The 25,643-nt window shown below is 43.2% G+C and carries 25 protein-coding genes and 4 tRNA genes; 20 read left to right on the top strand and 9 right to left on the bottom strand.

The features are described from left to right. Nucleotides 1-570: 570 nt before the first annotated feature. The 12 genes from ybgC to ACYX4M_RS13165 all read left to right on the top strand — a co-directional run bounded on the left by ybgC (nucleotide 571) and on the right by ACYX4M_RS13165 (nucleotide 7,851). Nucleotides 571-969 (top strand): tol-pal system-associated acyl-CoA thioesterase, encoded by a 399-nt coding sequence (gene ybgC / locus ACYX4M_RS13110; protein ID WP_014948865.1) that lies wholly within the window; start codon nucleotides 571-573, stop codon nucleotides 967-969. Continuing rightward, on the top strand, nucleotides 959-1,648 hold the full coding sequence (tolQ, locus tag ACYX4M_RS13115; protein ID WP_014948866.1) for a protein TolQ: 690 nt from the start codon (nucleotides 959-961) through the stop codon (nucleotides 1,646-1,648). The genes ybgC and tolQ overlap by 11 nt, the downstream gene beginning before the upstream one ends. A 29-nt stretch (nucleotides 1,649-1,677) precedes the next feature. After that, complete coding sequence (gene tolR, locus ACYX4M_RS13120; protein WP_014948867.1) at nucleotides 1,678-2,097, top strand: protein TolR; 420 nt, start codon at nucleotides 1,678-1,680, stop codon at nucleotides 2,095-2,097. Nucleotides 2,098-2,104: 7 nt separating this feature from the next. Then, entirely contained in the window at nucleotides 2,105-2,998 is an 894-nt protein-coding gene (tolA, locus tag ACYX4M_RS13125; RefSeq protein WP_476080432.1) for a cell envelope integrity protein TolA, read from the top strand. Nucleotides 2,999-3,002: 4 nt separating this feature from the next. Beyond that, the gene (gene tolB, locus ACYX4M_RS13130; protein WP_476080433.1) at nucleotides 3,003-4,358 is read left to right on the top strand and encodes a Tol-Pal system beta propeller repeat protein TolB; all 1,356 of its coding nucleotides are present in this window, start codon (nucleotides 3,003-3,005) and stop codon (nucleotides 4,356-4,358) included. A 40-nt stretch (nucleotides 4,359-4,398) separates the two neighbouring features. After that, nucleotides 4,399-4,965 carry a peptidoglycan-associated lipoprotein Pal gene (gene pal, locus ACYX4M_RS13135; RefSeq protein WP_014948870.1) on the top strand — a complete coding sequence of 189 codons (567 nt, stop codon included), beginning with the start codon at nucleotides 4,399-4,401 and terminating at the stop codon, nucleotides 4,963-4,965. Continuing rightward, a complete protein-coding gene (gene ybgF / locus ACYX4M_RS13140) occupies nucleotides 4,965-5,759 on the top strand; it encodes a tol-pal system protein YbgF (RefSeq protein ID WP_476080434.1) in 795 nt (264 codons plus the stop codon). The genes pal and ybgF overlap by 1 nt, the downstream gene beginning before the upstream one ends. Before the next feature lie 292 nt (nucleotides 5,760-6,051). Then, nucleotides 6,052-6,127: transfer RNA gene (locus ACYX4M_RS13145), tRNA-Lys, on the top strand. A 24-nt stretch (nucleotides 6,128-6,151) separates the two neighbouring features. After that, nucleotides 6,152-6,227, top strand: a tRNA-Lys gene (locus ACYX4M_RS13150). Between the two features lie 38 nt (nucleotides 6,228-6,265). Beyond that, a tRNA-Lys gene (locus tag ACYX4M_RS13155) sits at nucleotides 6,266-6,341 on the top strand. Between the two features lie 241 nt (nucleotides 6,342-6,582). Then, nucleotides 6,583-7,638 carry a quinolinate synthase NadA gene (gene nadA, locus ACYX4M_RS13160; protein ID WP_136780932.1) on the top strand — a complete coding sequence of 352 codons (1,056 nt, stop codon included), beginning with the start codon at nucleotides 6,583-6,585 and terminating at the stop codon, nucleotides 7,636-7,638. 122 nt (nucleotides 7,639-7,760) lie between these two features. Continuing rightward, nucleotides 7,761-7,851: transfer RNA gene (locus ACYX4M_RS13165), tRNA-Ser, on the top strand. A 61-nt stretch (nucleotides 7,852-7,912) separates the two neighbouring features. Here ACYX4M_RS13165 and ACYX4M_RS13170 read toward each other — a convergent pair. Continuing rightward, the gene (locus ACYX4M_RS13170) at nucleotides 7,913-8,299 is read right to left on the bottom strand and encodes a winged helix-turn-helix transcriptional regulator (protein ID WP_476080435.1); all 387 of its coding nucleotides are present in this window, start codon (nucleotides 8,297-8,299) and stop codon (nucleotides 7,913-7,915) included. Between the two features lie 127 nt (nucleotides 8,300-8,426). Between ACYX4M_RS13170 and ACYX4M_RS13175 the strand changes: the two genes are divergently transcribed. Next, nucleotides 8,427-9,047 carry an NADPH-dependent F420 reductase gene (locus ACYX4M_RS13175; protein ID WP_476080436.1) on the top strand — a complete coding sequence of 207 codons (621 nt, stop codon included), beginning with the start codon at nucleotides 8,427-8,429 and terminating at the stop codon, nucleotides 9,045-9,047. 161 nt (nucleotides 9,048-9,208) lie between these two features. Beyond that, nucleotides 9,209-9,946 (top strand): SDR family oxidoreductase, encoded by a 738-nt coding sequence (locus tag ACYX4M_RS13180; RefSeq protein ID WP_476080437.1) that lies wholly within the window; start codon nucleotides 9,209-9,211, stop codon nucleotides 9,944-9,946. A gap of 125 nt (nucleotides 9,947-10,071) precedes the next feature. Here the strand turns inward: ACYX4M_RS13180 and ACYX4M_RS13185 are convergent, their stop codons facing one another. Beyond that, nucleotides 10,072-10,506 (bottom strand): hypothetical protein, encoded by a 435-nt coding sequence (locus tag ACYX4M_RS13185; protein WP_476080438.1) that lies wholly within the window; start codon nucleotides 10,504-10,506, stop codon nucleotides 10,072-10,074. A gap of 192 nt (nucleotides 10,507-10,698) precedes the next feature. On the opposite strand from ACYX4M_RS13185, the gene ACYX4M_RS13190 reads away from it, so the two are divergent. Then, a complete protein-coding gene (locus tag ACYX4M_RS13190) occupies nucleotides 10,699-11,346 on the top strand; it encodes an HAD family hydrolase (RefSeq protein ID WP_476080439.1) in 648 nt (215 codons plus the stop codon). Nucleotides 11,347-11,474: 128 nt separating this feature from the next. Here ACYX4M_RS13190 and ACYX4M_RS13195 read toward each other — a convergent pair whose 3' ends face one another. After that, complete coding sequence (locus ACYX4M_RS13195) at nucleotides 11,475-12,629, bottom strand: patatin-like phospholipase family protein (RefSeq protein WP_476080440.1); 1,155 nt, start codon at nucleotides 12,627-12,629, stop codon at nucleotides 11,475-11,477. 218 nt (nucleotides 12,630-12,847) lie between these two features. On the opposite strand from ACYX4M_RS13195, the gene ACYX4M_RS13200 reads away from it, so the two are divergent. Continuing rightward, nucleotides 12,848-13,876, top strand: a complete 1,029-nt coding sequence (locus ACYX4M_RS13200) for a 2-dehydropantoate 2-reductase (protein ID WP_476082879.1) — start codon at nucleotides 12,848-12,850, stop codon at nucleotides 13,874-13,876. 60 nt (nucleotides 13,877-13,936) lie between these two features. Here the strand turns inward: ACYX4M_RS13200 and ACYX4M_RS13205 are convergent, their stop codons facing one another. Continuing rightward, nucleotides 13,937-16,465, bottom strand: a complete 2,529-nt coding sequence (locus ACYX4M_RS13205) for a hybrid sensor histidine kinase/response regulator (protein WP_476080441.1) — start codon at nucleotides 16,463-16,465, stop codon at nucleotides 13,937-13,939. Between the two features lie 117 nt (nucleotides 16,466-16,582). Here ACYX4M_RS13205 and ACYX4M_RS13210 point away from each other — a divergent pair, with 117 nt between their 5' ends. After that, complete coding sequence (locus tag ACYX4M_RS13210) at nucleotides 16,583-16,942, top strand: VOC family protein (RefSeq protein ID WP_474807856.1); 360 nt, start codon at nucleotides 16,583-16,585, stop codon at nucleotides 16,940-16,942. A 111-nt stretch (nucleotides 16,943-17,053) separates the two neighbouring features. Here the strand turns inward: ACYX4M_RS13210 and asd are convergent, their stop codons facing one another. Further along, complete coding sequence (gene asd / locus ACYX4M_RS13215) at nucleotides 17,054-18,178, bottom strand: aspartate-semialdehyde dehydrogenase (protein WP_476080442.1); 1,125 nt, start codon at nucleotides 18,176-18,178, stop codon at nucleotides 17,054-17,056. Between the two features lie 415 nt (nucleotides 18,179-18,593). On the opposite strand from asd, the gene ACYX4M_RS13220 reads away from it, so the two are divergent. Both ACYX4M_RS13220 and ACYX4M_RS13225 read left to right on the top strand, forming a co-directional pair. Then, nucleotides 18,594-19,397, top strand: a complete 804-nt coding sequence (locus tag ACYX4M_RS13220) for an SDR family NAD(P)-dependent oxidoreductase (protein WP_476082880.1) — start codon at nucleotides 18,594-18,596, stop codon at nucleotides 19,395-19,397. A 207-nt stretch (nucleotides 19,398-19,604) separates the two neighbouring features. Next, the gene (locus ACYX4M_RS13225) at nucleotides 19,605-20,171 is read left to right on the top strand and encodes a cytochrome b (protein ID WP_476080443.1); all 567 of its coding nucleotides are present in this window, start codon (nucleotides 19,605-19,607) and stop codon (nucleotides 20,169-20,171) included. A gap of 94 nt (nucleotides 20,172-20,265) precedes the next feature. On the opposite strand, the gene ACYX4M_RS13230 is transcribed toward ACYX4M_RS13225, so the two are convergent. Further along, a complete protein-coding gene (locus ACYX4M_RS13230) occupies nucleotides 20,266-21,222 on the bottom strand; it encodes a 2OG-Fe(II) oxygenase family protein (RefSeq protein WP_476080444.1) in 957 nt (318 codons plus the stop codon). A 298-nt stretch (nucleotides 21,223-21,520) separates the two neighbouring features. Between ACYX4M_RS13230 and ACYX4M_RS13235 the strand changes: the two genes are divergently transcribed. Further along, nucleotides 21,521-22,291: a CmcJ/NvfI family oxidoreductase gene (locus tag ACYX4M_RS13235; RefSeq protein WP_476080445.1), complete on the top strand. Its 771-nt coding sequence runs from the start codon at nucleotides 21,521-21,523 to the stop codon at nucleotides 22,289-22,291. Between the two features lie 16 nt (nucleotides 22,292-22,307). Here the strand turns inward: ACYX4M_RS13235 and ACYX4M_RS13240 are convergent, their stop codons facing one another. Genes ACYX4M_RS13240 through ACYX4M_RS13250 form a run of 3 tightly spaced genes read right to left on the bottom strand, consistent with a single transcriptional unit; the run spans nucleotide 22,308 to nucleotide 25,604 of the window. After that, nucleotides 22,308-23,912: a sensor domain-containing diguanylate cyclase gene (locus tag ACYX4M_RS13240; RefSeq protein WP_476080446.1), complete on the bottom strand. Its 1,605-nt coding sequence runs from the start codon at nucleotides 23,910-23,912 to the stop codon at nucleotides 22,308-22,310. Continuing rightward, the gene (locus tag ACYX4M_RS13245) at nucleotides 23,905-24,348 is read right to left on the bottom strand and encodes a hypothetical protein (protein ID WP_476080447.1); all 444 of its coding nucleotides are present in this window, start codon (nucleotides 24,346-24,348) and stop codon (nucleotides 23,905-23,907) included. The genes ACYX4M_RS13240 and ACYX4M_RS13245 overlap by 8 nt, the downstream gene beginning before the upstream one ends. Before the next feature lie 11 nt (nucleotides 24,349-24,359). Then, on the bottom strand, nucleotides 24,360-25,604 hold the full coding sequence (locus ACYX4M_RS13250) for a hypothetical protein (RefSeq protein ID WP_476080448.1): 1,245 nt from the start codon (nucleotides 25,602-25,604) through the stop codon (nucleotides 24,360-24,362). Between the last annotated feature and the right edge of the window lie 39 nt (nucleotides 25,605-25,643).

Below are 25,643 nucleotides of genomic sequence, written 5' to 3' on the forward strand. Positions count from 1 at the left end.
AAGAAGGTTTAGATTCGTTTTAAAGGCCTAGCAGGATTGCTGGGCTTTTTTTGGCAACACATAAAATACAGAAGCCGTTTCAAACGCTATAAGTAAATGCTCGTATGGGGCAAGCTGTAAGTTCAAAGCATTAAGATTGAATGGCGAATTATTTCATAGCGCAAGTTAAGCATGGGCCGCCAGTATTTTGTTTTGTACGGATGCTAAATTACAGGCAAAAAAAAGCCCGCTCATAGAGCGGGCTAAAACAACAAGTGTTGAAGGAAATAAATCCAGGGAACTCATGTCTAACAGGAGAATAACTCTTGCATGACCGTGCTAAGCACCATCACGCTCTGTACGACTGATGCTGTGCATTATAGAGAGAGAAGAAAAAACTACAATTGAGTAAAATTGTTGTTTTGAATTAGAAAAACTAATGTGTTAACTAGGTGTTTAATATTGGTTTACTTTTGATTAAATGTTAGCTTTGGTGGGGCTTGTGGAGTGTTTTTGTTCTGCATTTTGTCGCGCTAATTAGTTATTTTAACTCTGCTTTGGATTATTAAATTTTTGGGTGAAGGAATAGTTATGCATTTACATCAGGTAAGAGTGTATTACGAAGATACCGACGCAGGCGGTATCGTCTATTATGCGAATTACCTAAAGTTTATGGAGCGAGCCCGTACAGAGTGGCTTCGCGAGCTAGGTTTTGAACAAGACACGCTGATGGAACAATCCATCGCTTTCGTCGTCAAACACGTTGAAATGCATAACTATGCGCCTGCACGGTTCAATCAACTGTTGAGTATTGAAACTCGCGTTGTAGAATTGAAAGGCGCTAGTATGACGTTTCAACAAATTATTAAAAATGAACAAGGCGTTACATTGGTATCGGGAGATATCAAGGTTGCCTGCGTCGATTTGGCCGTTATGAAGCCAAAAAGATTACCACGTACTTTGTTAGGGGAAATTTCGCGTGTCATCTGATCTCACTTTTATTGGCTTGTTTTTACAAGCGAGTTTTATTGTTCAACTAGTTATGCTTTTGTTGCTAAGCGTGTCGATAGCGTCGTGGACGTTTATCTTCCAACGCAGCAAAGCTTTGTCGGCGGCACGCAACGAAATGCGTCAGTTTGAAGATAAATTCTGGTCAGGCGCTGACCTTAACCGTCTTTATCAAGAGCTTTCTGCCAGAACTAACCTAACAGGCATGGGCAGCATCTTTTGCTCAGGCTTCAAAGAGTTTGTTCGCCTGCGCAAATCCAACACCGCCACCAACGGCATTGTTGACGGTACATACCGTGCCATGCGCGTTTCTATGTCTCGCCAAGTCGAAGAATTAGAAAGCCGTTTACCCTTTTTAGCCACGGCGGGGTCAATCAGTCCATACATTGGTCTATTCGGTACTGTGTGGGGGATCATGAATGCCTTCATCGCACTAGGTGAAGTACAGCAAGCTACCCTTGCAATGGTTGCACCTGGTATCGCAGAAGCACTAATCGCAACCGCTATTGGTCTATTCGCAGCAATCCCAGCTGTAATCGCATACAACCGTTTCAGCCACCAAGTTGAGAAGCTAGAAAATAGCTACGGCAACTTTATGGAAGAGTTCTCTGCAATTCTTCACCGCCAAGCCGTTGCTGCGCAAGCACAACAACAAGCCTAAGCGTTTACATTCCAAACGGAGGACTTGTTATGTATGTAAGAAAACGCCGCAGGCCGGTATCAGAGATAAACGTAGTGCCTTACATCGACGTGATGTTGGTGTTGCTTATTATCTTTATGGTAACGGCGCCGCTTATTTCTCAAGGGGTAAAGGTAGATTTGCCTAAAGCAAGTGCCAACCCGATAGAGCAAGAAGATACACCACCTATTATTGCGTCAGTGGATGTTAAAGGACGCTACTTCCTTAATGTAGGGGAAGACCAGGAATCGCCAATTAGCGAAGAAGAGCTTGGCGCTATTGTAAAAGCACAATTGACCAAAGAGCCCAATACGCCCGTAGTGGTAAAAGGCGATGGTCAAGTAGCGTATAACGAAGTGATACAGCTAATGGTGTTATTACAGCAGGCGGGTGTGCCTTCAGTAGGGTTAATGACGGATCCAGTTGAGTAATATAGATATGTCAAAACCTGAAGTGTCGAAAAGCACGTCAACCTCTAGCCACTCAAACAACGCGAGTAACGGTGTAAGTGGTGATAAAAAGAACGGCAAAAGTGCCAAGCAAGCCAGCAATATAAGCCCAGAACAAGTAGGTTTGTACAAGTCCATTGGTTTGCATCTTTTTATTGCTGCGCTGTTGCTAATTAGCGTCAGTTTCTCTCCTGACCCTTTGCCGAGTATGCCGTCGAATGCGCCTGTGATAGAAGCGACGTTTATTGATGCGCAAGCGATTGCGGATCAAAAAAGGGAGCAGGCACAAGCTGAAGCTCAAGCAAGAGCCGAAGAGCAAGAAAGGCAAAGAAAAGCAGAAGCGGCGGCAGAGAAAAAACGTCAGCAACAGCTAGCAGCAAAGCGTGCGAAAGAAAAGCGTGAAGCAGAAGCTGCTGAAGCGAAACGCCAAAAAGAGTTAGAACGCCTTGCCGCTCAGAAAGAACAAGAACGCAAGGAACGTGAAGCAAAAGCGAAAGCCGAGGCCGAGCGTAAGAAGAAAGAAGCCGCTGAACGTGCAGAGATGGAAAGGATCATGCAAGAGCAGTTAGCGCAAGAGCAAGCGGCTCAGCGAGAACGTAGACGAAAGCAAGTGTTAACTGAAGTTGAGCGCTACACTGCGCTAATTCAGCAAACCATTAAGCGTAACTTGTATTCAGACGACAGCTATAGCGGTAAAACCTGTCGCTTGAATATACGGCTGGCGACCACAGGATTTGTAACCAGCATTCGTGTGTTAGGCGGCAACGACGCGCTATGCCGAGCCGCTGAAAGTGCAGTGCGCCGCGCTGAAAAGCTACCTGTGTCAGATGCACCAGATGTATACGAGCAGCTAAAAGACATTACTTTAAAAGTGGAATTATAGTGGTATGAAAAAACTAGGTTTATGGATAGCGCTTATTACGATGGCCTTTAGTGTCAAAGTATTTGCATCCTTAGAAATTGTGATAACCGAGGGCGTAGATAGTGCACGTCCAATCGGGGTTGTGCCATTTAAATGGAAAGGTCAGGGCAGTATGCCTGGCGATATTTCTAAAGTGGTGATGGCCGACTTAATGCGTAGTGGTAAGTTTAATCCGGTATCTGTCGACAAAATGCCACAGTACCCGGAGACAGCGGAGCAAGTGTCTTTCACTGCATGGGCAACCTTAGGTGTGGACACGGTTTTAGTAGGAAGTATTGAGCCACAAGGAGGTGACCGTTACCTTGTATCCTATGAGTTGATTGATGTACTTAAAGGGCAAGTTGACAATGGGCAAGCTAAAGTACTCAAAGACGGCAATTTGGTATCGAGTAATGATCACGTACTAGCTGCCCGTCAGGCAGTGATCAACGGCCGAGATTTTCGCCAGTATGCGCATCGAATTAGCGACATTGTCTATGAAAAATTAACCGGTGTTCGCGGTGCATTTTTAACGAAAATTGCTTACGTCATTGTTCGCGACCGTGACACGGTTGAAAAACCTTACCAATTAGTCATTGCAGACTACGATGGTGAGAACGAAACGCGCTTGTTGTCTTCGCCAGAGCCGCTTATGTCGCCAGTGTGGTCGCCTGATGGCGAGAAGCTTGCCTATGTGAGTTTTGAAAATCGTAGACCGCAAATATTCATTCAGAATATCTACACCAGCGAACGTACGCGCATTACTAATTTCCCTGGAATAAATAGTAGCCCGGTGTTTTCACCAGATGGCAAGCAACTTGCTATGGTTTTATCGAAAGATGGAAACCCTGAACTCTATGTAATGGACTTAGCGACGAAAAATCTTCGCCGAGTTACACGTAATAGAGCGATTGATACGGAGCCTGCGTGGCTACCCGATGGCAGCGGTTTAATATTTAGCTCGGAACGGGGTGGTAAACCCCAGATATATAGCGTAAATTTAAATTCTGGGAAAGTAAGGCGCGTTACCTTCGTTGGTGAGCAAAACCTTGGCGGTACGCTAACCCCTGACGGCAAGCAAATGATTATGGTAAACCAGACTAATGGGAACTATCACATTGCTAAGCAGTCTTTGGATGGTGGATCACCTCAAGTACTGACACGGACGTACTTAGATGAATCACCAAGTGTAGCGCCGAATGGAAGCATGATTATATACAGCACCCTTCACGAGGGGACCCAAGTGTTGTCACTGGTTTCTTTGGATGGGCGTTTTAAAGCTAGGTTACCAGCAGCCAATGGGCAAGTTAAATCGCCAAGTTGGTCACCATTTTTGTTCTAACAATTTAACGACTAAACAATAAAATTTAAGGATTAGTAGGATGCAAATGAATAAAGTGATGAAGAGCTTCATTATCGCATTGCCAGTAGTGACAATGATGGCATGTTCTTCAGGCCCTAGCGAAGAAGAATTGGCAGCAGAGCGTAACCGCCTTGCACAAGAACAAGCGGCTGCGGAAGCGGAAGCACGTGAAGCAGAAGCACAGCGCGTTAAAGCAGAAGCTGCACAGCGTATGAAGCGTCAAGAAGAAATGGTTCAGCAAGAAATGGAAGCGCTGAAGAACGAACAAACTGTTTACTTTGACTTTGACCGCTCAAGCATCAAGCCAGAGTTTCAGCGTATTCTAGACAAGCACGCGGCGTTCTTGGTGAAAAACCCAAGCACTAAAGTGACTATTGAAGGTCACACTGACAGCCGTGGTACGCCTGAGTACAACATTGCACTAGGCGAACGTCGTGCGCAGTCTGTTGAAACTTACCTACTTAATGCTGGCGTAAGCAGCAGCCAAGTAACAGTAGTTTCATACGGCGAAGAAAAACCAGCAGTGATGGGTTCTACTGAGTATGCATTTGCTCAAAACCGTCGCGGAGTGGTTGTTTACCGCTAATGACTATTCTAACGAATAAGACAGTAAAAATGGGCGTCACTTTATGTGCCGCCCTTGCTGTTTCTACCGCATTTGCGCAAGCGCCTGTGGTAGACGCCAATGGCGGCAGTGAATTAGAACAGCGTATTGTTGTGCTAGAGCGTATTGTTAAGAGCCGAACCGAAATGCAACACAGGCTTCAAACGCAGCTAGACAATATGCAAATGGAAGTCGACCAGCTGCGTGGTGCGGTTGAAGTTAATACCAATGAACTTCAAAAAGTACTTGAGCGTCAGCGTGAGCTTTACCTTGAAATAGATAAACGCGTGGAAGCACTTAAGCAAAGCGGCGCGCTACAAGGTAGCGCCATGCCTAGTGCAGGTGTTGATTCGGGCTCTGTGAGCTCTCCAACAGCATCTACGCCAACGCAAGCTCCGCAAGCAGGTGAAGATGAAGCCTACGAAAATGCGGTGAATTTGATCCTTAAGTCTCGTGAGTACGATAAAGCCATTCCTGCGTTTCAATCGTTCATTTCACGCTTTCCCAACAGTGGTTACGCACCAAACGCGCACTATTGGTTAGGGCAACTGCTGTTTAATAAGCAGCAGTGGAGCGAAGCAAGTGAGCAATTTAATATTGTAGCTAATCGCTTTACCGATTCTGCTAAGCGTCCTGATGCCTTATTAAAATTAGGTGTCATTGCTGAGCGAACGGGAGACAGTTCAACAGCGCGACAGCTGTTCCAGCAAGTTGTAAATGATTACCCTGATTCATCGGCAAAACGCCTCGCTGAATCTCGGTTAAATAACTTGTAATGAACAAAGCCTCTTTTAAAGAGGCTTTTTTATGAGTTAGAGAAAAGTTTTTTTCAAAAAATTCCATTTAGAGTGCATAAAACTTCTGCACTAAATTTCACTGTATTTCGTAGATATCTGACTAAACTCAATTAGTACTGGTATAAATACTCAGCGATTTGTTTTCATTTTGACCGTTTAGTCGTAATTTGACAGAAAAATGAAAATAAAAGGACGTTATGGGTTGCGTCGAATAAAAATCTGAGTATTATATGCCGCCGTTGCCAAGACACAGGCAACAACAGGAAAGAAAGGGTCGTTAGCTCAGTTGGTAGAGCAGTTGACTTTTAATCAATTGGTCGCTGGTTCGAATCCAGCACGACCCACCACTTTCTCTCCTAGCATCAAATGATGGGTCGTTAGCTCAGTTGGTAGAGCAGTTGACTTTTAATCAATTGGTCGCTGGTTCGAATCCAGCACGACCCACCATCATTTGAATTGCTAAACTTATCTATGTGTCACTTGATGGGTCGTTAGCTCAGTTGGTAGAGCAGTTGACTTTTAATCAATTGGTCGCTGGTTCGAATCCAGCACGACCCACCATCAAGTATTCTTAATGTTCAAACAACACTACTCAAATCGCACTTTCTGAAATCCAACTTTTATTTCTCTTTGCACTGTCACTCATCTCATTTTTACTTTGATCTGGTTAACTTAACCCCATGTAGTAGAAGAGTAAGTACAAATACGACTATTTAATTACCCTTATGTTGAATAGGTAGTGTGTAATTTTTATGACAGTTGGGTATAATCCGCACCCTTGTCGCAACAGAGATGTAGGTTAATGTCAGTAGCATTTCGAGTGGATCAGGTAGAGTACCCGTTCCCAGCAAAACCACAGCCATTGTCAGAAGCACGTAAAGCTGAATTAAAGGCTGAGATCAAAGCTTTACTTAAAGCCCGTAACGCTGTGCTTGTCGCACACTATTATACCGACCATGAAATTCAGGCGCTTGCTGAAGAAACCGGCGGTTGTGTAGCGGACTCTTTAGAAATGGCGCGATTTGGTAGAGATGTAGAAGAGCAAACATTAATTGTTGCTGGCGTTCGCTTTATGGGCGAAACGGCAAAAATTCTTAGCCCAGAAAAGACCGTGCTAATGCCTACCCTTGAAGCGACCTGTTCCCTTGATATCGGTTGCCCGGTAAAAGAGTTCAGCGAGTTTTGTGACCAACATCCTGATCACACCGTTGTGGTTTACGCGAATACTTCGGCCGCTGTGAAAGCGCGCGCTGATTGGGTAGTGACTTCAAGCATCGCGCTGGAAATTGTTGAGCACTTAGACAGTCAAGGCAAGAAGATCATCTGGGGTCCAGACAGACACCTAGGCTCTTACATTGCTAAGCAAACCGGTGCCGACATGCTAATGTGGCAGGGCGAGTGTATTGTTCACGATGAATTCTCTGCGCAAAAACTTGCCGATATGAAGGCGCTATATCCAAACGCAGCGGTTCTAGTTCACCCTGAATCACCCGCAAGTGTAGTAGAGATGGCAGACGCAGTTGGCTCAACCAGTCAGCTAATAAAAGCCTCGCAAACCATGGATAACGACACCTTTATTGTTGCTACCGATAAAGGCATCTTTTACAAGATGCAACAACTTACGCCAGAGAAGACGTTTATAGAGGCTCCAACGGGCGGTAACGGCGCTACATGTAAAAGCTGTGCTCACTGCCCTTGGATGGCAATGAACGGCTTAGAGGCGATTAAGGCGTCTTTAACGGGCGAAACTGATGGGCACGAAATCTTTGTTGATGATGAATTGCGTAAAGGTGCACTTATTCCACTTGATCGCATGCTTAACTTCTCAGCCGAGTTAAAAGCGAAAGGCGGGCTATAAGCGCACGTTTTATAAGCACTTGTTGAATATTTTCCAGCAAGTTCTTGATTAAGCGCGCGGCTTTACCTACTATACGCGCGCTCAAGGGTTTTCGTAGTTGAAATCTTCTTGATACAAAATTTGGAGAGATGGCTGAGTGGCTGAAGGCGCACGCCTGGAAAGTGTGTATACGTTTATAGCGTATCGAGGGTTCGAATCCCTCTCTCTCCGCCAAATACAAAGAACCGGCTTTACGCCGGTTTTTTGTTTTAAACGCTGTTCTTTAGCTTACCAATTACTCAGAATGCTTTGTTAGTGTTTTAACTCGCTCACGTTCAATTTCAAGTAAATTATTTTGAGCCCACTCAATGGCTGTTTTTATTACTGGCACTAACGTTTCTCCAAGCTCAGTCAGTTTATATTCCACTCGAAGTACCATCTCGTCCGTATAGTTCGCTCGATTTACTAATCCATCTCTTTCTAGTTTTCTTAGTGTTTGTGTGAGCATTTTCTGTGAAATCCCCTCACATTGGCGTTTAAGTTCGCCAAATCGAAGTGTATTGCCATCGAGTGCAACTACCACTAATGCCACCCATTTTTCTCCAATCATCGCTAATACCTGCCTGGAAGGGCAAATTTTTGCGTAAACATTAGGTGAGGGGTCGTTTTCTTCCGTAATCACTAGTTACCTCAAAGTGCCTAATTGAAGGCAACGTCTTTAGTCTTTAAATTGGTTTTCGGTATCCATTGGATACCGGTGTTCTAAATGTACTGATTTCTCCAATTAACATCAACTAAAGGGTTAAGAAATGAATAATATTGCGGTAGTAGGGTTCGGAAACGTGGGTAAAAATTTAGCGCATCTTTTTAACCGCGCTAATTATAAAGTGACGGTTTACTCCACCACAGGCGATGCAGGTGCGACTGTTTATGATACTCAGCTCATTGGGCATGGCTTTAAAGAAGTCGACGCAGTTGCTTTAGCTTTACCTTATAAAGCGGCATTGGCTTTAGTTGAGGAACAAGCGGAATCTCTAGCAGACAAAATAATCATCGATTGCACAAATCCACTTAACGATGACTGGTCACCCTTGCTACTGGGTGAAAGTACTTCTGCTGCTGAGGAAATAGCAAAACGAGCGACATCCGCACATGTAGTGAAAGCGTTTAACACAATTTTTGCTGATGTTATGTCACCTCAGTACCATAATATTAGCGGTACACCGACAACGGGTTTTGTAGCAGGTGATGATGCGGTAGCGAAAGAAATGGTTATGCGACTTGTCGATAAAGTCGGTTTTGCAGCGCTAGATGTGGGGGCTTTGAAAAGCGCACCCTATCTTGAAGCCATGGCCCATTTAAATATCGAAATTGCGGTTAATCAACGAGGTGGTACAAAAGCGGTATTTTGCTACTACCAAGACAAATAGTTATATATAGGAAAGAAGCTCGCAGCAATGCGGGCTTTTTTACTAGTCTTAAACGCAACTAAATTCATTTCAACCAAATTCCTCGCTAAGTCAGCATAAATCGCAATCTATTACTTTTACAGTAACGTAAAAAGAGTAACGTTTTAAACAAGGAGTGCGCTATGACAACTTTTAAACATACAGCGATAGTTACAGGCTCATCACGAGGCATAGGTGCTGAAATTGCTAAAAAGTTGAGTAAAGATGGCTTTCAGATTGTTGTGAATTACTCAGGGAGTGAAGAGCAAGCGCTAAGTGTGGTGCATGAAATCAAGAAGGATGGCGGTATAGCTTGTGCCATTCAAGCTGATGTGTCTGATATTAATGATGTAAAACGTCTATTCGATGAGACCGAAAAGCAATTTGGTTCGGTCGATATACTCGTTAATAATGCTGGTGTTCTATCGATGGACGCAATCGCAGATGTGAGTGAAGATACTATTCATAAGCATGTGGATATCAATCTTAAAGGCGTTATGTTCACCACGCAGCAAGCGGTAAATCGATTGAACAATGGTGGGCGAATTGTAAATATATCTACCTCCATAGTTGGTCTTAAGCTAGAAAAATATGGTGTTTACGCGGCAACAAAAGCTGGTGTTGAAACCTTGACTGCTATAACGTCTAAAGAACTGCGTGGAAAAGACATTACTGTAAACGCTATTGCACCAGGCCCCACTGATACTGAACTATTTATGAAAGGCAAGTCGGAAGACTTTGTTGAGAAGTTAAAAAACATGGCGCCGTTAGAACGTTTGGGGACGCCAAAGGATATTGCTAATGTCGTTGCCTTCCTATGCAGCAAAGACGGCATCTGGATAAATGGTCAAGTTATACGGGCTAATGGTGGAATTGTTTAAGGTCTGAAAAGCATATTGATTTAGTCAAAAAGAAACCCGCGATTAAGCGGGTTTCAATCAACAATATATGACGCGATATCTAACTTACGTTTTCTATTAACGTAGAAGCATTTGCTTAATTTTGATTACTTAGCAACCTGCTGGTGAACTTTAATTAGATCAGGAAGCTTTTTCGCGTAAATCGCTTTCTTAGTACCTGGGTGAAGTAGTTGGCTTACGAATGTACGTAAGAAACCAAGTACAAAAGTTTGAACTCGGTCAGCATCTGCTTCGCTTGGATTAGCGATAAGCGTTTCTGTTTCCGCTTGTACTTTATGTACAATTGGATCCATGGTGTCTTTGCCCGCAACAAGGTCGTTACCTGTAACTACACCTTTGCCAAGTAAGTCGCGTACGGCATCGTAAAGGTCGGCAGAAACAGCATTCGTTTGGCCCCAATTTGCGATGTTGTACTCTTCAGAAATTTTATCTAGCTCGGCAGTAGGATCGCTAGATTTTAATAGGCTTTCGATGAGTTTGTGTGCTTCGGTTTGTTTTACAGGTGTTGATAATTCTGACATGATTTACTTGATGAAATAGTGAAAAAGCGTTTTATAAATACTTTTCTATTTGCTGTCAAGGTGGCTAGTTTTTATTCGTATTTATTTTCTATATCTTTCAATTGCTTACGCTTTTTCGTGCAGTGAAAACCGTTTACACATATCCACTAGGTTATTTTCCATGTCATTTAAGTTAGTTTTACGGTGTGTACCGTGAAAGCCATTTTCTTCGACCACGACGGTACGCTTATCGACTCTGAAATGACGCATTTCGAGTTATGGAAAACCATGCTTGCAGGTATGGGCAAAGAACTAATATTCGAGTATTACCACACGCGTATGGCCGGCATCTCGGTAATGAACAATGCTAGTGATATCATTCGGGATTTCTCGCTTGCTCTAACGCCCCAAGAGCTCTTCAAGAAGAGAAGGGCGCTGACACTTCAATTTTTACAGCGCCAAGCATTTCCGTTAATGCCTGGCGCAAAAGAAGCCCTTATGCTCTGTAAATCTCATAACTTGCGCGTAGCTATAATAACGGGAGGTGCTCGTTTAGCGGTTGAAAAAACAGTGTCTTTCTATGGTTTAGAAGATATCGTTGAGTGTATTGTTTCTTCTGATGATGTAGTTAAAGGTAAACCGTCACCTGATTGCTATTTAGCAGCCCTATCCCAAATGCAGTTGGCACCTCATGAAGTTATGGCAGTTGAAGATACTGAATTTGGTTTGCAAGCTGCCGTTAGTGCAGGAATTGAAACAGTGGCTATACCCACACCCTTGTCGGCTAATCACGATTTTTCTAAAGCAGTGGGCGTTTTCGAGAGCCTTGATGGCTGGGTAGCTTCGTTACCCAAGAGGTAAAAAAAGCTTCGCTGCCTCAGAGGTAACGAGAGCTTCGCTATTTCATAGGTGAAGTGAAGCATTGCTGTCAAATAGGTAAAAGGGCGCACCGCTGCCCCAATAGTAAATAGAGCAGCGGTAACTATTAACTATGCCGATATCCGCTCGTCTTTACCCTGCTTATTCATATTCTGTTTCAAACGAATAGGGAAGGGCAATGAAAGTAAAGGTCGTTTTACCTTCACCTCTTTATCTTTAACCTCTTCAATATTCTTCGCAACGCGAATATTATCGCTGCCTAACGCTTTCGCTTCGCTCTCGGCGCTAATTACCGCAACAGTTTCGCTTTCAAATTGAGCTTCTGATGCACTTTCTGCTTCTAAGAAAGTAATGCCAGCCTTTTTGCCAAGATTGTAATCGTGACGAAGCTGCGCATCTGTGCTGCCCAACAGCTTACTTTGAAGTTTGTTAGGTGCAAAAATTTGAATTACCTCAACTCCTTCAGGTGGATTTTCGATAAACGCTAATTCTTTTTGATACGCATGTTCGTGCTGCAGTAAATAGTCGATAGTTTTTGGGCAGGTACCCGTTGCACACATTACTGCGCTTAGCTTTTGTAGCCAGGGTGATTGTGCTTGAAAACCCTCGTCCACTGTTCTAATCACTACGATTTTTGTAGCGCCCCGGTTATAAGCCTCTGTTACGGGTAAAGGTGCGGCTAAACCACCATCTAGGTAAAAATCAGTATTTGCAGCTCGCTTGGCTTCAATTTCAGTGTGAAGCGGAACGCCTTGTTTGTATAACAAGGGCAGTGCGCTCGATGCTTTAATCAATTCAACCCAGTTGTTTTGGCTCTTCATAGGGTTTAGAAAATATGCTTTTCTGTCTCTAGAGTTCGTAGCCGTAAACAGTATTTCTCTGTCTGCCACATTGCTTTTAGCCATATCTAAATCTAATAAACGGTTAGCTTCTTGGGTTTTATCAAAATACCAGTCTAAATCGACAATATGCTTGCCCATCAAACCGCGCCCCATCTGAAAGAAGCGCTTGTGTCGGGTTAAGCCGCGAATAAGACGTTTTGCATAGCCTTTTTGACGTGCAACAAAGCTCGTTAAGTTCTGCGAACCTGCCGATGTGCCAATAAGGATATCGAAGGGGTCATGCCCTGCATCTAACCATCTATCAAGTACACCTGCTGTGAAAATACCGCGTTGACCGCCACCTTCTGCGACTAAAGCAATTTTGCTATTAGCAGAATTTTCAGCGTTACGAGCATTAGTTGATGCAGATTGTTGACCGAACATGATGACCCTCTATTTGACCATATATAAGTTGACTACTTGGTCTAATTGTAAGGAGATCACGTGTCAGGGGAAAATTGAAAGATTGAATCACATTAATAGGAAATAACTGATACAAAACGTTTTTTGTTATTACTGTGTGATTTTTATGTTTACATTTCGATCGTTACGAAGCAGTCTGAATTAATAACAGAAAGTTAGGCATGATAGGAAAAGTATCAATGGATATCGTGGTGTTAGGCGCGGGTAGTATTGGTTGTTATGTTGCAGGTTGTTTGTTGGCGTCCGGCTTTGCGCTTAATGGGTCTAATACGCTTACACTTATTGGTCGACAGCGATTATGCAACGACATTGCAGCAAATGGCTTGAAAGTGACAGACTGGAAGGGCCGCAATCAAATGAGCGACGCTCATCACGTCAGTTTTTCATTAAATAACGATAGCTTAGCTAATGCAGAGATCATTCTACTATGTGTTAAAAGCCAAGATACCGAGAGTGCTGCCAGCATAATTAATCAGTTTGCAAAGCCTCAAGCACTTGTTGTCAGTCTGCAAAACGGTGTGCGCAATGCTGATTTACTACGACAACATCTAGAACAAGTTGTTATTGCAGGCATGGTGCCTTTCAACGTTTTCTACAAAGGAAAAGGACACTTCCATTGTGGTACAGAAGGCAACATCGCCATAGAAGACCCCAATAATCACTGTGTAGAGTTGGTTAGGGCGCTTGAAAACGCTTCCTTGCCGGTGACGGTTTATAGAGATATGGCAGCGGTGCAGTATGGCAAGCTCATTATGAACTTGAATAACGCGGTAAATGCTTTGTCGGGCATACCGCTGAAATCGCAGCTAGGGAATAGGCAATACAGGCTGGTAATGGCAAAGGTATTGTCTGAGGCGTTAGCAGTATTAAAAGCGGAAGGAATTACACCTGCAAGAACTGGTAAAGTCATTCCAAAACTGATGCCGACAATCATGAAATTACCTAACTTTTTGTTCAAGGCAGTTGCTGCATCAACGCTTAAGATCGACCCGGAGGCTCGCTCGTCCATGTATGAAGATTTGGTACTAGGAAGGCGTACTGAAATAGATTACTTAAACGGTGAGATAGTCAGGTTGGGCAAAAAGAATCATATCGCGACACCGGTCAACGCCTATATTGTTGAACTAGTTAAACAGAATGAGCAAAAGCAACAAGGAAGCCCGTGTCTATCGGCAGAGGCTTTGCTACCTACTAAAAAACATCAGTAAAACTTACCGTCAGGAAAAAACTGATTAGCTATCTATTTGTGCACAACAAATAAATAGCGATTAATCGGGTAAAAGGAATTTTTGAAGTGTATTCACCAAGTGCACTTTATCAACCGGTTTACCAACGTGAGCATTCATGCCCGCGGTTAAGCATTCGTCGATATCTTGCTGCATTGCATTTGCAGTCAACGCCACGATCGGCGTATTTTTCGTAAGGGTTTGGCGGATGTATCGTGTTGCGCTTATGCCGTCAACCTGCGGCATCTGGACATCCATAAGAACTAAGTCGAATTCTTGGTTTGCCATTGCATCAATGGCCTCTTGTCCGTTACACGCATAGTGCAGATCCAAATTAAACTCTTCCAATAACGCCTTCATTACCTCTACGTTGATATCATTGTCCTCGGCTAATAAAACTCGCTTTCCAGCCAATAAATAGTGAGAGTCCTCTTCGTTAGCTGCAGGAGGCATACTGTCTGCGTCAGCAGCTTTAGCAAAGCTTACGTCAAATGAAAATGTGGTTCCCTTGCCAAGTTCGCTTTCAACAGTTAAATAAGAGCCCATTAATTTAAGCAGGTTGTTGGTAATATTAAGCCCCAATCCTGTACCGCCGTATTTTCGCGCGATAGAACTTTCCGCTTGCGTAAAAGGCGTAAACAGCTTTGCCTGATTTTCTTTAGATATGCCAATACCGTTGTCCTTGACCCAGCAATGAAGGGTGCAATGACTATCGCAAGCCTCAGTAACGCGAACACCTATCTCGACTATGCCTTCTATAGAAAACTTTATGGCGTTACTGATCAAATTAGCCATAATTTGCTTAAATCTGAGTTCATCGAACATCAGCTCATTTTTGAGGTTTTCATCAACATTTAGCACTAGGTTCAGGTCTTTGCGCTGCGCTTGGTCAGAAAAAATGTCGATTAATGTACTTATACTCGATTTTACGTGATGCGGCCCGATAGCTAACGTTAGTTTGCCGGCTTCTATTTTCGAAAAGTCCAGTAGGTCATTAATAAGCTGTAGAAGCATTTCTGACGCAGTGACGATTTTCTTTGTTAAATCTTTCGTTTCTGAATCCGATGAACGTTTAGCTACGGTTTGACCAAAGCCAATTATGGCATTCAAAGGCGTGCGGATCTCATGGCTAATATTTGATATAAATTCTGACTTGATGCGGCTGTGTAGTTCGGCTTTGTCTTTTGCAGTCGAGTACAGTGCATTCGCCTGTTTTGATTTCTTTAGCAGAATTAAAATGATTACAATGGTAACCATCGTTAATGCGACCAATACAGAAAGTAGCATTGAGAATAACTCTTGTGTCTGTTGCGCTTCGTTTTTCAACTTTAACGCTTCTTCAAAAGCTTTGTTCTCATTCTCAAGTAAGTTTGCTCTTTCTTTTTCTTGGGTAATTTGTTGAACCAAGTTAGCGCTTTCAATTAGTTCTAAATCTTCGTACTTTTTTGCTTGTAAATACGCTTCGTGAAACACCTCAAACTGTTCGAACGCTAATTTATAATCACCTTTTGCTGCGGTGATATAAGCCGCAGTTTTATCTAATTGGGCACGCCATGTCGTTTGTTCATCCTCCCGATTTTCATCATAAAGCTCGCGTGCAAGGGCTAGCGACTGATTGGCCTCATCTAACTCACCTAAAGTAAGATGTGCTTCTGCTTTCAAGCGATAAATTTCACTATTGTAAAAAGATGAAGAAAGAGGGTGGGCTAGTACTTTTTCAGATAACGCTATTGCAGCTTTTAATTCTCCAGCACGATAGTAAGTGGTCGCTATCCCGTAGGTTGCTAGAAATTCTGAATAATTAATATCAATTTTTTTATCGTGTTCAACGGCGCGTTCGAAGTAGCCAATGGCGTTATTATAATCACCTAAATTTCGGTATAGAATACCAATGGCATAAAGGTTGTCGCTTTCTAAGATTCGTTGATTGGCCGCTTGGGCGCCTGCTAGTGACTTTTCGTAAAAGCGCAATGCAAGCTCGTAGGCCTTCACCGACTGATAGTAATCTGCCACGATAGAATCGTAGAGAGGCCTGAGGTAAGAAAGTTCATGAGTGATAAGCAAATCATTAACCGTATTAATAAGCTCTGCATTAGGAGCGAAAACCTGCCCCTCACTGTAAGTAAGAATTTGATAGATAAGGGCAAAGGCTTTGATGTCAGCGGGAAGGGATGGGAAAGAAATTAAAGCGTCGAAACGTTTGTAAGCTTCTGTGTAGTCTGCACTTATGCCATACATTCTCGCTATTCCTGCTGCGATAATGAGGCCATCTCTGGACTTATCTTCTAGTTCTTTTAATACGCCTAAAATATTTTCATTCGGTCGCTGATGGATTAACAATTGGTAGCGAGCGTATAAGGCGGCGGCCGCTCTTTTCTCGTCTACTTTTAACGTATCTGATACCAAGAGCGTTTCTAACTCATCAATCGCAGCGCCTATCGGCATGGGCGAGGCTGTTTCTACTTGCCGACTGATTTCGTTAACCCGGTCAGCTATCGAAGCGTGAACATGAAACGCAGCAAAACTTATTGCAAACACGCATAATAATGTAGAACAAAAAAAACGGGTCAAAGTCAGGCGCCTCCCATGCGATTGTAACCTCTATATTAAACGATTAAGGTAGTTTATAAATTAGTCAATAAGTCTAAACTATTCGAAGGTACGACAACATTTCAAGGAGAAGAGAAAATGAATGAGAGTATTAAACTCAACTACGTAGAGTTTGGGTCATTAAACTTAAACGCATCTAAAACGTTTTTTGAATCTGCGTTTAACTGGAGCTTTACTGACTACGGTAGTGAGTATAGTGCCTTTAGAAATTCAGGGTTAGATGGCGGCATCTTTGCAGCGGAACGGGTTTCAAAAGCAGAGAGCGGGGCGCCCTTGTTAGTACTTTATGCTAGTAACATTGCTAAAGCACAACGTAATGTAGAAAGCGCGGGCGGAACGATTACCAAACCATTATTTGATTTTCCCGGTGGGTGCCGTTTTCATTTTGTAGAGCCTGGCGGCAATGAACTTGCTGTTTGGTCTGAGTCGGCTAACTAGTATCATACTCTTTTCTAATGTTTTACGTACATTACGAGGAATACTAGAAATAAAAAACGCCTTACCAGTCAATGGTAAGGCCTTTTAGGTTTTACTGAGTAAAATTAAGTTTTAGTTTTGCTCAAGCACAATGCGCAGCATTCTGCGAAGCGGCTCTGCGGCACCCCATAAAAGCTGATCGCCAACGGTGAACGCTGAGATATACTCAGGGCCCATGTTGAGCTTACGAATTCGACCTACTGGGATAGACAGGGTGCCAGTCACTTTGGCTGGCGTGAGTTCTTGCATAGTCACTTCACGATCATCAGGAACGACTTTTACCCAGTCATTGTGTTTCGCTAAGATTTCTTCAATCTCGCTAACCGGCAGATCTTTCTTCAATTTAAGCGTAATCGCTTGGCTGTGACAGCGCATGGCGCCTACGCGTACGCAAATACCGTCGATAGGCACTTCGCTGCCTTTTATGCCTAGAATTTTGTTTGCTTCGGCTTGGGCTTTCCACTCTTCACGGCTTTGACCTGAAGGTAGTTGTGAGTCGATATACGGGATCAGGCTTCCTGCAAGAGGAACGCCGAATTGCTCACTTGGGTAGTCTGCGCTTCGAATAAACTCAGACACTTGCTGATCGATATCTAAAATTGCGGTAGCAGGATCTTCTACTTTATCTTTTACATTATTGTGAATAGCGCCCATTTGGCTAATAAGTTCACGCATATGCTTAGCGCCTGAGCCTGAAGCCGCTTGGTAAGTCATTGGCGATGCCCACTCAACAAGGTCTTTTTCAAATAGACCTCCTAGCGCAAGCAGCATAAGGGAAACGGTACAGTTTCCACCTACGTAGGTGCGAATACCTTTTTCAATGCCACTATCAATTTCTTTACGGTTCACTGGGTCTAGTACAATAACCGCATCATCTTTCATGCGAAGGGCTGACGCTGCGTCAATCCAATAGCCATTCCAGCCAGACGCACGAAGGTCATCATAAACGGCTTTCGTGTAGTCGCCGCCCTGACAAGTAACAATAATATCTTGTTTTGATAGCGCCTCGATGTCGTGCGCATCTTCTAAAACACCCGCATCTTTGCCAGCAAAGTTTGGCGCTGCAACACCCTTTTGAGAGGTGGTAAAAAAGGTGGGCTCAATGTGCGCGAAATCTTGCTCTTCTTGCATTCGCTGCATTAAAACTGAGCCAACCATACCGCGCCAGCCCACTAAACCTACTTTTTGTTGTGACATTAAACTGAGAACCCTTGTTACTAAAATGAAAAGTACTTCATCACTTATGTTTGTAGCAATTGGCCAATACCCTAACCTTTTAATAAATTGGCGTGTATTGGAAAAACATAAAAGTGATGTCGAACGCCGCGTGCCTAGCGCACTGGCGCAATACCTGTCGTTTTTATTTTTATCTCCGCAGTCTAAGTGTTATTTGGCGCGCTGGCTAGATGGTTTTTATAAATAATCTATTGCTGATATAAGCATTTTAAACACGATGAAAATGTAAGCTGTTTATTATATAGATTACCTTGAAACTGCTTTAACAAAACCTGCGCTTATCGAGTTTAGGCATTATTGATAACTTAACGTTAGGCAATTAATTAAAAGAAAGATTGAGCCAGAATTTTTTGAGAAGATTAACGGGTAGAGAGTAATAATGAAAACAGTATTGATAACAGGTGCCACTGACGGCATTGGTCTAGAGACGGTAAAAATGTTGGGCAAAGAAGGTCACAACGTAATTTTACACGGTAGAAATAACGCGAAACTGGAGAATATAAAAGGTGCGCTAGAGGCTCAATTTCCAGGAAGTACGTTTGATACTGTTCAAGCCGATTTATCTTCGTTCGATGATGTAAGGCAACTCGCGATTGCAGTAAAAGCCAAAAACAAACATCTAGATGTATTAATAAATAATGCCGGCGTATTTACAATGGATAACCCCGTCACAAGCGCAGGCCTAGATGCCAGATTTATGGTGAACACCATAGCGTCTTATATGCTCACTTTAGGGTTAATCGATGTAATGGATGCACAAAGTAGAGTGATAAATGTGTCATCGGCTGCACAGGCTCCTATTAATTGGAGCGCGTTACGCGGTGAAATTCAGCTCTCAGATGGTGCTGCCTACGCGCAAAGCAAGCTAGCGATTACCATGTGGACCATGAACTTGGGCAGTAAATACAAAAATAATGGCCCTAAAATGGTATCGGTAAATCCGAAGTCGCTTTTGGGCAGCAAAATGGTGAAAAGCGCTTACGGTATTGCTGGGGGCGACCTGAAGCTTGGCGCACAAATTTTTATGGATGCCGCTTTTTCTGACCGGTTTGCCGATGTTGCAGGAGATTACTTTGATAATGACCACAATACCTTTGCAGCACCACATCCGTTTGCTAATGATCCTTCTCATATTAAAATGTTAATTGCCGAATTAGACGCCATCATCGCGGCGCATTAACGTTTTTGATGCGCGGTAAAATTAGCTTCTCTATTTTACGCTCTGATTAAATAGACAAAACTTCAAACACCTTGCTAGTGAAAAATAGGCCTACAAATTGCTTTGATACTTATTGGTAATCCCTCACAATGTGTGAGGGATTATAAAATGTTGAGATACGTTAGACGAATAATGTAGTTCTTAACATGGACAAAAAGTGAGGAAAGCATGCAGTACGATAGCCACAACAAATTTGCTACGACAACCGTATTTTTACACTGGGTGGTGGGGTTAACCATTATCGGGTTACTCGCTACCGGCATTTACATGTCAGAAAACGGTGTTTATGCGCTTTATCCATGGCATAAGGCCATTGGTTTTATCATCTTATTTGTCGCGTTAGCCCGCGTAATATGGCGTATGAAGAACGGCTGGCCCAGTGCAGCTGCTAACTACAAACCCATTGAACACAAGTTAGCCACAGTGGTGCACTGGGTTCTAATAATCGCAACAATAATGATGCCTATATCAGGTTTGATGGCCTCGGTACTCGGAGGGCACGGCTTATCCGTTTTCGGATTAGACGTTTTTGCGCCTAACTATAGTGTTGATGACCCTGAAAAAACGCTGCCTATTAATTACGAGCTGTCTAAACTGGGTGGGGCGATTCACTTCTATTTAGGATACACCGTAATTGTCGCTTTATCGCTACACATTGCTGGCGCGCTTAAGCATCACATTATTGATAAAGACGGTACGTTAAAGCGTATGCTGGGTAAGTCTATTGGCGAGTAACGTTAATAATTTTAGCGCTTACGTACACAAGCGCATTAAAAGTATTAGTAAAAATGAAAGCCGAGTTAATGAATAACTCGGCTTTTTCGTATATTTAAAACGGCGCAAAACTATCCTTTGCTACCTGGGGTACCGTCCACCTAGCTTTAGCATCAGCTTTTGACGATGGTAAAACGCCCCGTGGAATTTGCATGCTATCGCCATAAAGCCATAGCACCATGTTAGTTCTGCTGCCACCCGTAATTGGCTGCGCGGCGTGAGGTACACTGCCTCTGTGAAGCATAGCAACACCAGGTGCAAACACTGTACGTGTCACTTTGCCCGTTTCCTGATTAAAGAAGTCAACTTCCGACCCTATAAAGGTTTCCCCTGGCACATTTAGGTTGATATTCATTGTCGCAGCAGACGCGTCAGTGTGCGGTCTAAGCGATGTGTCCATGCCTTCCTGATATTGAATTGAAAACCCAAACGTCTGGCTATCGAACCCCATTGCTTCAGGAAATAGCAAACGCGAAATAGGGCGCATGTACTTGTCCATGATTAGGTTATAAAACGTTTGGAACGCAGGTGCGGCCAAGTAGCCTTCAGAACGTGCATCCAACATGCCGCCGTTGCGATTTAGCGCAATACCGTAAGGAGGGCGAAGGGGTATGCCGGCATCGGCTACACCGTCTAAATAAGCGCGCAGAAGATGAAGTTTTTCAACATCAAATAGCTGTGCCTGATATACACCTGGCAGAACCTCTTCCCATAAATTTGCTACAGCTTGTTCTTTAGCTGGGTCTTCCCAAGCTAGCGTAACAGCATTGCGAAGCGGTTCACTTATCAAGTTTTCTGTTACCCACTCAGCTAATTGCTCGTTTTGCTCATCCCATTCCTGCCATGCGCTCTTTAGTAATAAGCGGTTGCTGTCCCAAAAGCGTTGAACCGAGGGCGCTCGTTTTAACATTTCATCGCGGCTAGGAAGGACTAGCGAGCGTGCTTGTTGCAAGGCTCCGTTTGTTTCTTCAACGTTATCTATAGTTGCTCTTTGCGTTATTGAAAGGGTCATAAATATTCTCCGTTTAAATGCACTGTATCGGCGCAGGTTACTCGTTTGCATTGATGACAGTGCGTCGATGGCAAAAGAATATTGCACTTTTTAAACTTTAAAAATGCGTTATTTATAGAGTCAGAATATAGATTTTGTTGAAAATTGAAGTATGCCAATAAATTATCAATAAAAACTAAATACTGCTTCAGTACTTATGGGGTTTTCCATTCAAATTGCTGTAGGTATAGTTCTCGACCTATTTAACGCTTCGTCTTAAAAACGAATAGCGTGCAACTTTTTAATGGGGGGAGATAAGATGAATGCTTCAGTTAATTACCATGTAAGAAAGCCTTTTACACAGGCATTTGAGTTTGACGTAGATGGTATTGATGGCAATTTGATATCGCCTGAACTTTTCTCGACCAATGTTGATGTCTACGACATACGAAATAGCGACGCGAATATTGGTTTCCAAACCCATGGAATTACTTTTTTAGAGGGGCTTAAAGCGGTTCCGTACCCATTCAATGAAGATGTAGAAGCACTATATAATCGTAAAATAGTGGAAATGCTCCAAACGCAAATTGGTGCGAAAGAAGTCTTGGTATTTGATCACACTGTACGTATAGATGATGAAAACGCGTCGCGCAGACCTGCGAGAAACGTGCACAATGATTACAGTGAAAAAGGCATTCAAAAGCGTCTTATCGATTTAGTTGGAGAAGAAAAAGCCGGCGAATATCACAAAGGGCATTTTGGTTTCGTAAACCTGTGGAGACCCGTTGAAAACACTATCATGTCTTCTCCCTTAGGTTTTATCTGCCCTGACTCCATGGATGTCGAAGACTGGATAAACATTGAGCTTTGGTATCCAGACCGCAAAGGGGAGATTTTAGGCGTAGCACCTAACCCTCAACATCGCTGGTTCTATAAATCTAAAATGCGCGTGGATGAAGGTATTATTTTTAATATTTACGATAACAGTGGGATCCCCCACTTAGCGCACAGTGCATTAGACATGAGCGAAGAAGGCGCTAAAAGTACAACGCGTAAAAGTATTGAAAGTAGAATGCTGGTAAAATATTAGTTTGGCGTGAAGAGCGCTAACTCATATCTTCATCATCTAGCCTGCACTGGTTAGCAAAGATAAGGTAGTCGTCTGGCGCCGATACTTTATTTTGTTTCGCTTTATACATAGCAATATCGGCCAGCTTAATCAGTGCATGCAAATTTCGACTTGTTTGAGGGTAAAAGGCAACGCCGACGCTCATAGAAACCACCGTTGGCTTGATATCGTTATTAAAATAAAAAGGTTGTTTAACGCCAGCGTTCACTTTTTCTATAACCCTTTTAACAGACGCTTCATCATCAGCTTGCAGTAACAACATAAATTCATCGCCGCCCCAACGTATAGCGACATCGTTTTTGCGTATTTTTTCTTTTAATTGCTCAGCAACAAAAATGAGAACTTCGTCCCCTGCATCATGGCCATAAATATCGTTTACCGCTTTGAATCCATTAAGGTCGATAAGTGCCAAAGCAAACTGATGCTCTTTTCTCATGAGTTTAGCAATGAGCTTTTCGCCACCATTTCGATTGTAGATCCCCGTTAACGCGTCAAAATCCGCTTGTAGTGCAAGTTGTTGTAGCTCATGTTTACGACTAGAAATATCATTTAACGTAAGCTGGTAATAACGTTCACCTTCTTCTGTTAGCAAGGGGCTAGCTATAAGTTGAACCCAAATAGCACTGTCGGTTGCTCTGCTTTTTAGCTTGTACTCGCCTGTAGCAAACTCGTTTCGCGCAAAGGCTTCATTAAGCGCGGATTTCATTGCCGCTGGCGTTTCGAATAATTCGTCTAGCAGTTCGCCGTAGCCTTGCTGTATTCCGAGCCCAGTCTTCTCTACTAAATCATTAAACGCATCGTTTCGAAGCGCTATAGTGCCGTTTTCAGCCATTAACACGGTTGCAGTTTTGGCGTTCTCAAATAGCATTCTAAATCGCTTTTCAAGAAACTCTATTTCTTCTCTTAATTGACGCTCTTGTGTAAATTGCTCTTCGACTTTGTTCAGCAGCTGGTTGGTGTCGTAAACGAGTCTGCCTATTTCACTGCGCGAGTGATATTTAGGCGTTGGGATCCTTTGAGATGTTCCAGGTGTGATTTGGTGTAACGAGCGGCCTACTCGTAACATAGGGGAAATAATGATGTAGTAGGTAATCAACAAAGCAACAAAACCTACAACCAGTGCTTCAGCGTATAATGAGTAATTGTTGTCGCTACTTATTTTTTCCGCCTGCTGGATGATGTATTCGAAATTGGGGTAGACATTAACCTCAGCAAGTGATTCTTCTGGCATAAAAGGGTGCCTAACCACAAACACCCGAGGTTCGATGCTTTTATTGATAGCTTCAGTTACATTCGTCTGGTAGTAAAGGGCCTCGCTTTTTATAGAGGCCGCTAGAATTTTGTCAGTTTTAACCAAACCATTAATGGCTTCTTTTGCTAAGTCTTCATCTTCTAAAAAAGCCGCGATGGATGCGGTTGCACCAACGGTTTGATAAAGCTCTTCGATATCCCTGTTAGCTTCGTTTATTTCGTTTTCATAAGTCACGCGATAAAAGAATTCAGCGGTAGTAAACACCACTAACATTGCCGCAGCGACTAAAAATAGCGAAAAGCGAAAACCTAGACCTTGTATATTAATCAAAACGATATACTACCTTCATACTGTCGGTCACAGTCGACTCATAAATATAGGCCAGTGCCGATACGTCTTCTTTCAGCCGCACCTTAACGTCGTCTATGGTTTGCTCTACCGCGGGAGGTTTAACACGGCCAGAAAATTTAAGTCGCGACCAATACGCATTTACCCTTGCTAGGGGGAGACCCACTAAAGATTTATAGAACTGGCTTTTCAGTTCTGAATCTAATTCTACATCAATAGGCGTGGCTTCTTTGCCATTTGGAAACGCTGAGTACTTACCCATAAATAGGTCAATTAAGCCTTTTTTGTCCAATACCTGCACATCATTGTTAAGGTTGGTCACTACAACAATTTTCTCTTGTGACTGCGCCGCAGAAGCCGCGCTATGCATAAATAGCGCTAGGGCTATAATTAAGGGGATGCGTTTAAACAAACTCATGTTCATTCCCCTTAAAAGCTAAAACTTAATGCGAGGAATAGGGTGTGTGCTATACCGCCTTCATCGTCAACGACTAAACCATCACGGGCACGAAGTCCTGTTCCTCTTGCTTTCACATCAGTTCGTTCAACTTGTGCTTTAAAGGCTAGATTTTCTCGTAGGTCCCAGCGCCAGCCCACCGAGAATGTCCTCTGTCGGTGAGCTAATGTGCTGGCCACTTCTTCAACAAGCATAGCTAGCTCAGCTGTAGTAGGAATGATGGGAAATTCAGGCTGTTCTTCGCTAAGAAAGTAGGTATCAGTTTCTGCAAAAGAAAATAGACCGTAAAAGGTATGCGCACCATAAAGGTAACTAATATTTAGAAAGCCGTTAAAAGAAGGCCTTAGTGCGACAGATTCTGAATCAATATGCGAAAGCTCACCGGATACTTCCCAGTCACCTATATAACGGTTGGCATAAAGAGAGGTATACTGAATAGTGGCGTCGCGAAGTTGCAGTGAATCCGAAAAATCAGCCGCGCCGCTCCAGAAAGGTTGCAATAAATCTACAGCAGAGGTGACTTGTGCTATATCGAAATTATCGTTATCAGCTTCTGTGCGCGTGTGTTTTAACGCTACGCTCCAATCAAAAGCGGTTAATTCAATGCCTAGCGTACGCAGGTTGTCAAAGGTAATGGGTTCGAAATCGACACTAGAGAAGTCACTCTCTCCTTTACCCCAAAATCCTTTAACCGATAAGTTAAAGTTTTCGTAGCGTTTAGAGTACCTTACATCAGCGCCATCAAGACTTCTAGCCGGAACAATGCCGTAAACTTCCGTGGGTACTTTTACCCAAGGGTAGGCGATAGATACGTCTCTGGTATCACTAAAATGAAAGATATCGGCTGCAAGTCTTCCCGCTCTAACCTGCCACGAAGTCGTTACGTCATAGCGCAAAAAAGCCATCTGCGTTATTGAGTCTATGTCCTGCTCATCTTGCTCTCTATAAACAAATTGCCCTACGAAGTCGAGATTGTTTGACAGGCTGTAATCAAGCTGCACGCCAATAAGGCTTAAAGGTTTAAACGCAAAGCCATCCTTTTTTGCAGATTCTGCTTGTGAACGGTCGGTGCGAAATTGATAAGTGCGTGTATCTGCTGTGGCCGTTGCAAGCGTACCAAAGCCGCTAATGTTAAGTTTGCTTTGTTCTGCTGCTGCAACGTTAGCCAGCAGCAGGCTAAAGATGGCCGTGAAGAGCAAGTACGGCTTTTTCATCATTGTGTTACCCAATTTGAAGTCTGCGTGAAGTGTTGCCTA

This window comes from Alteromonas sp. ABV4_150, from assembly GCF_056311745.1.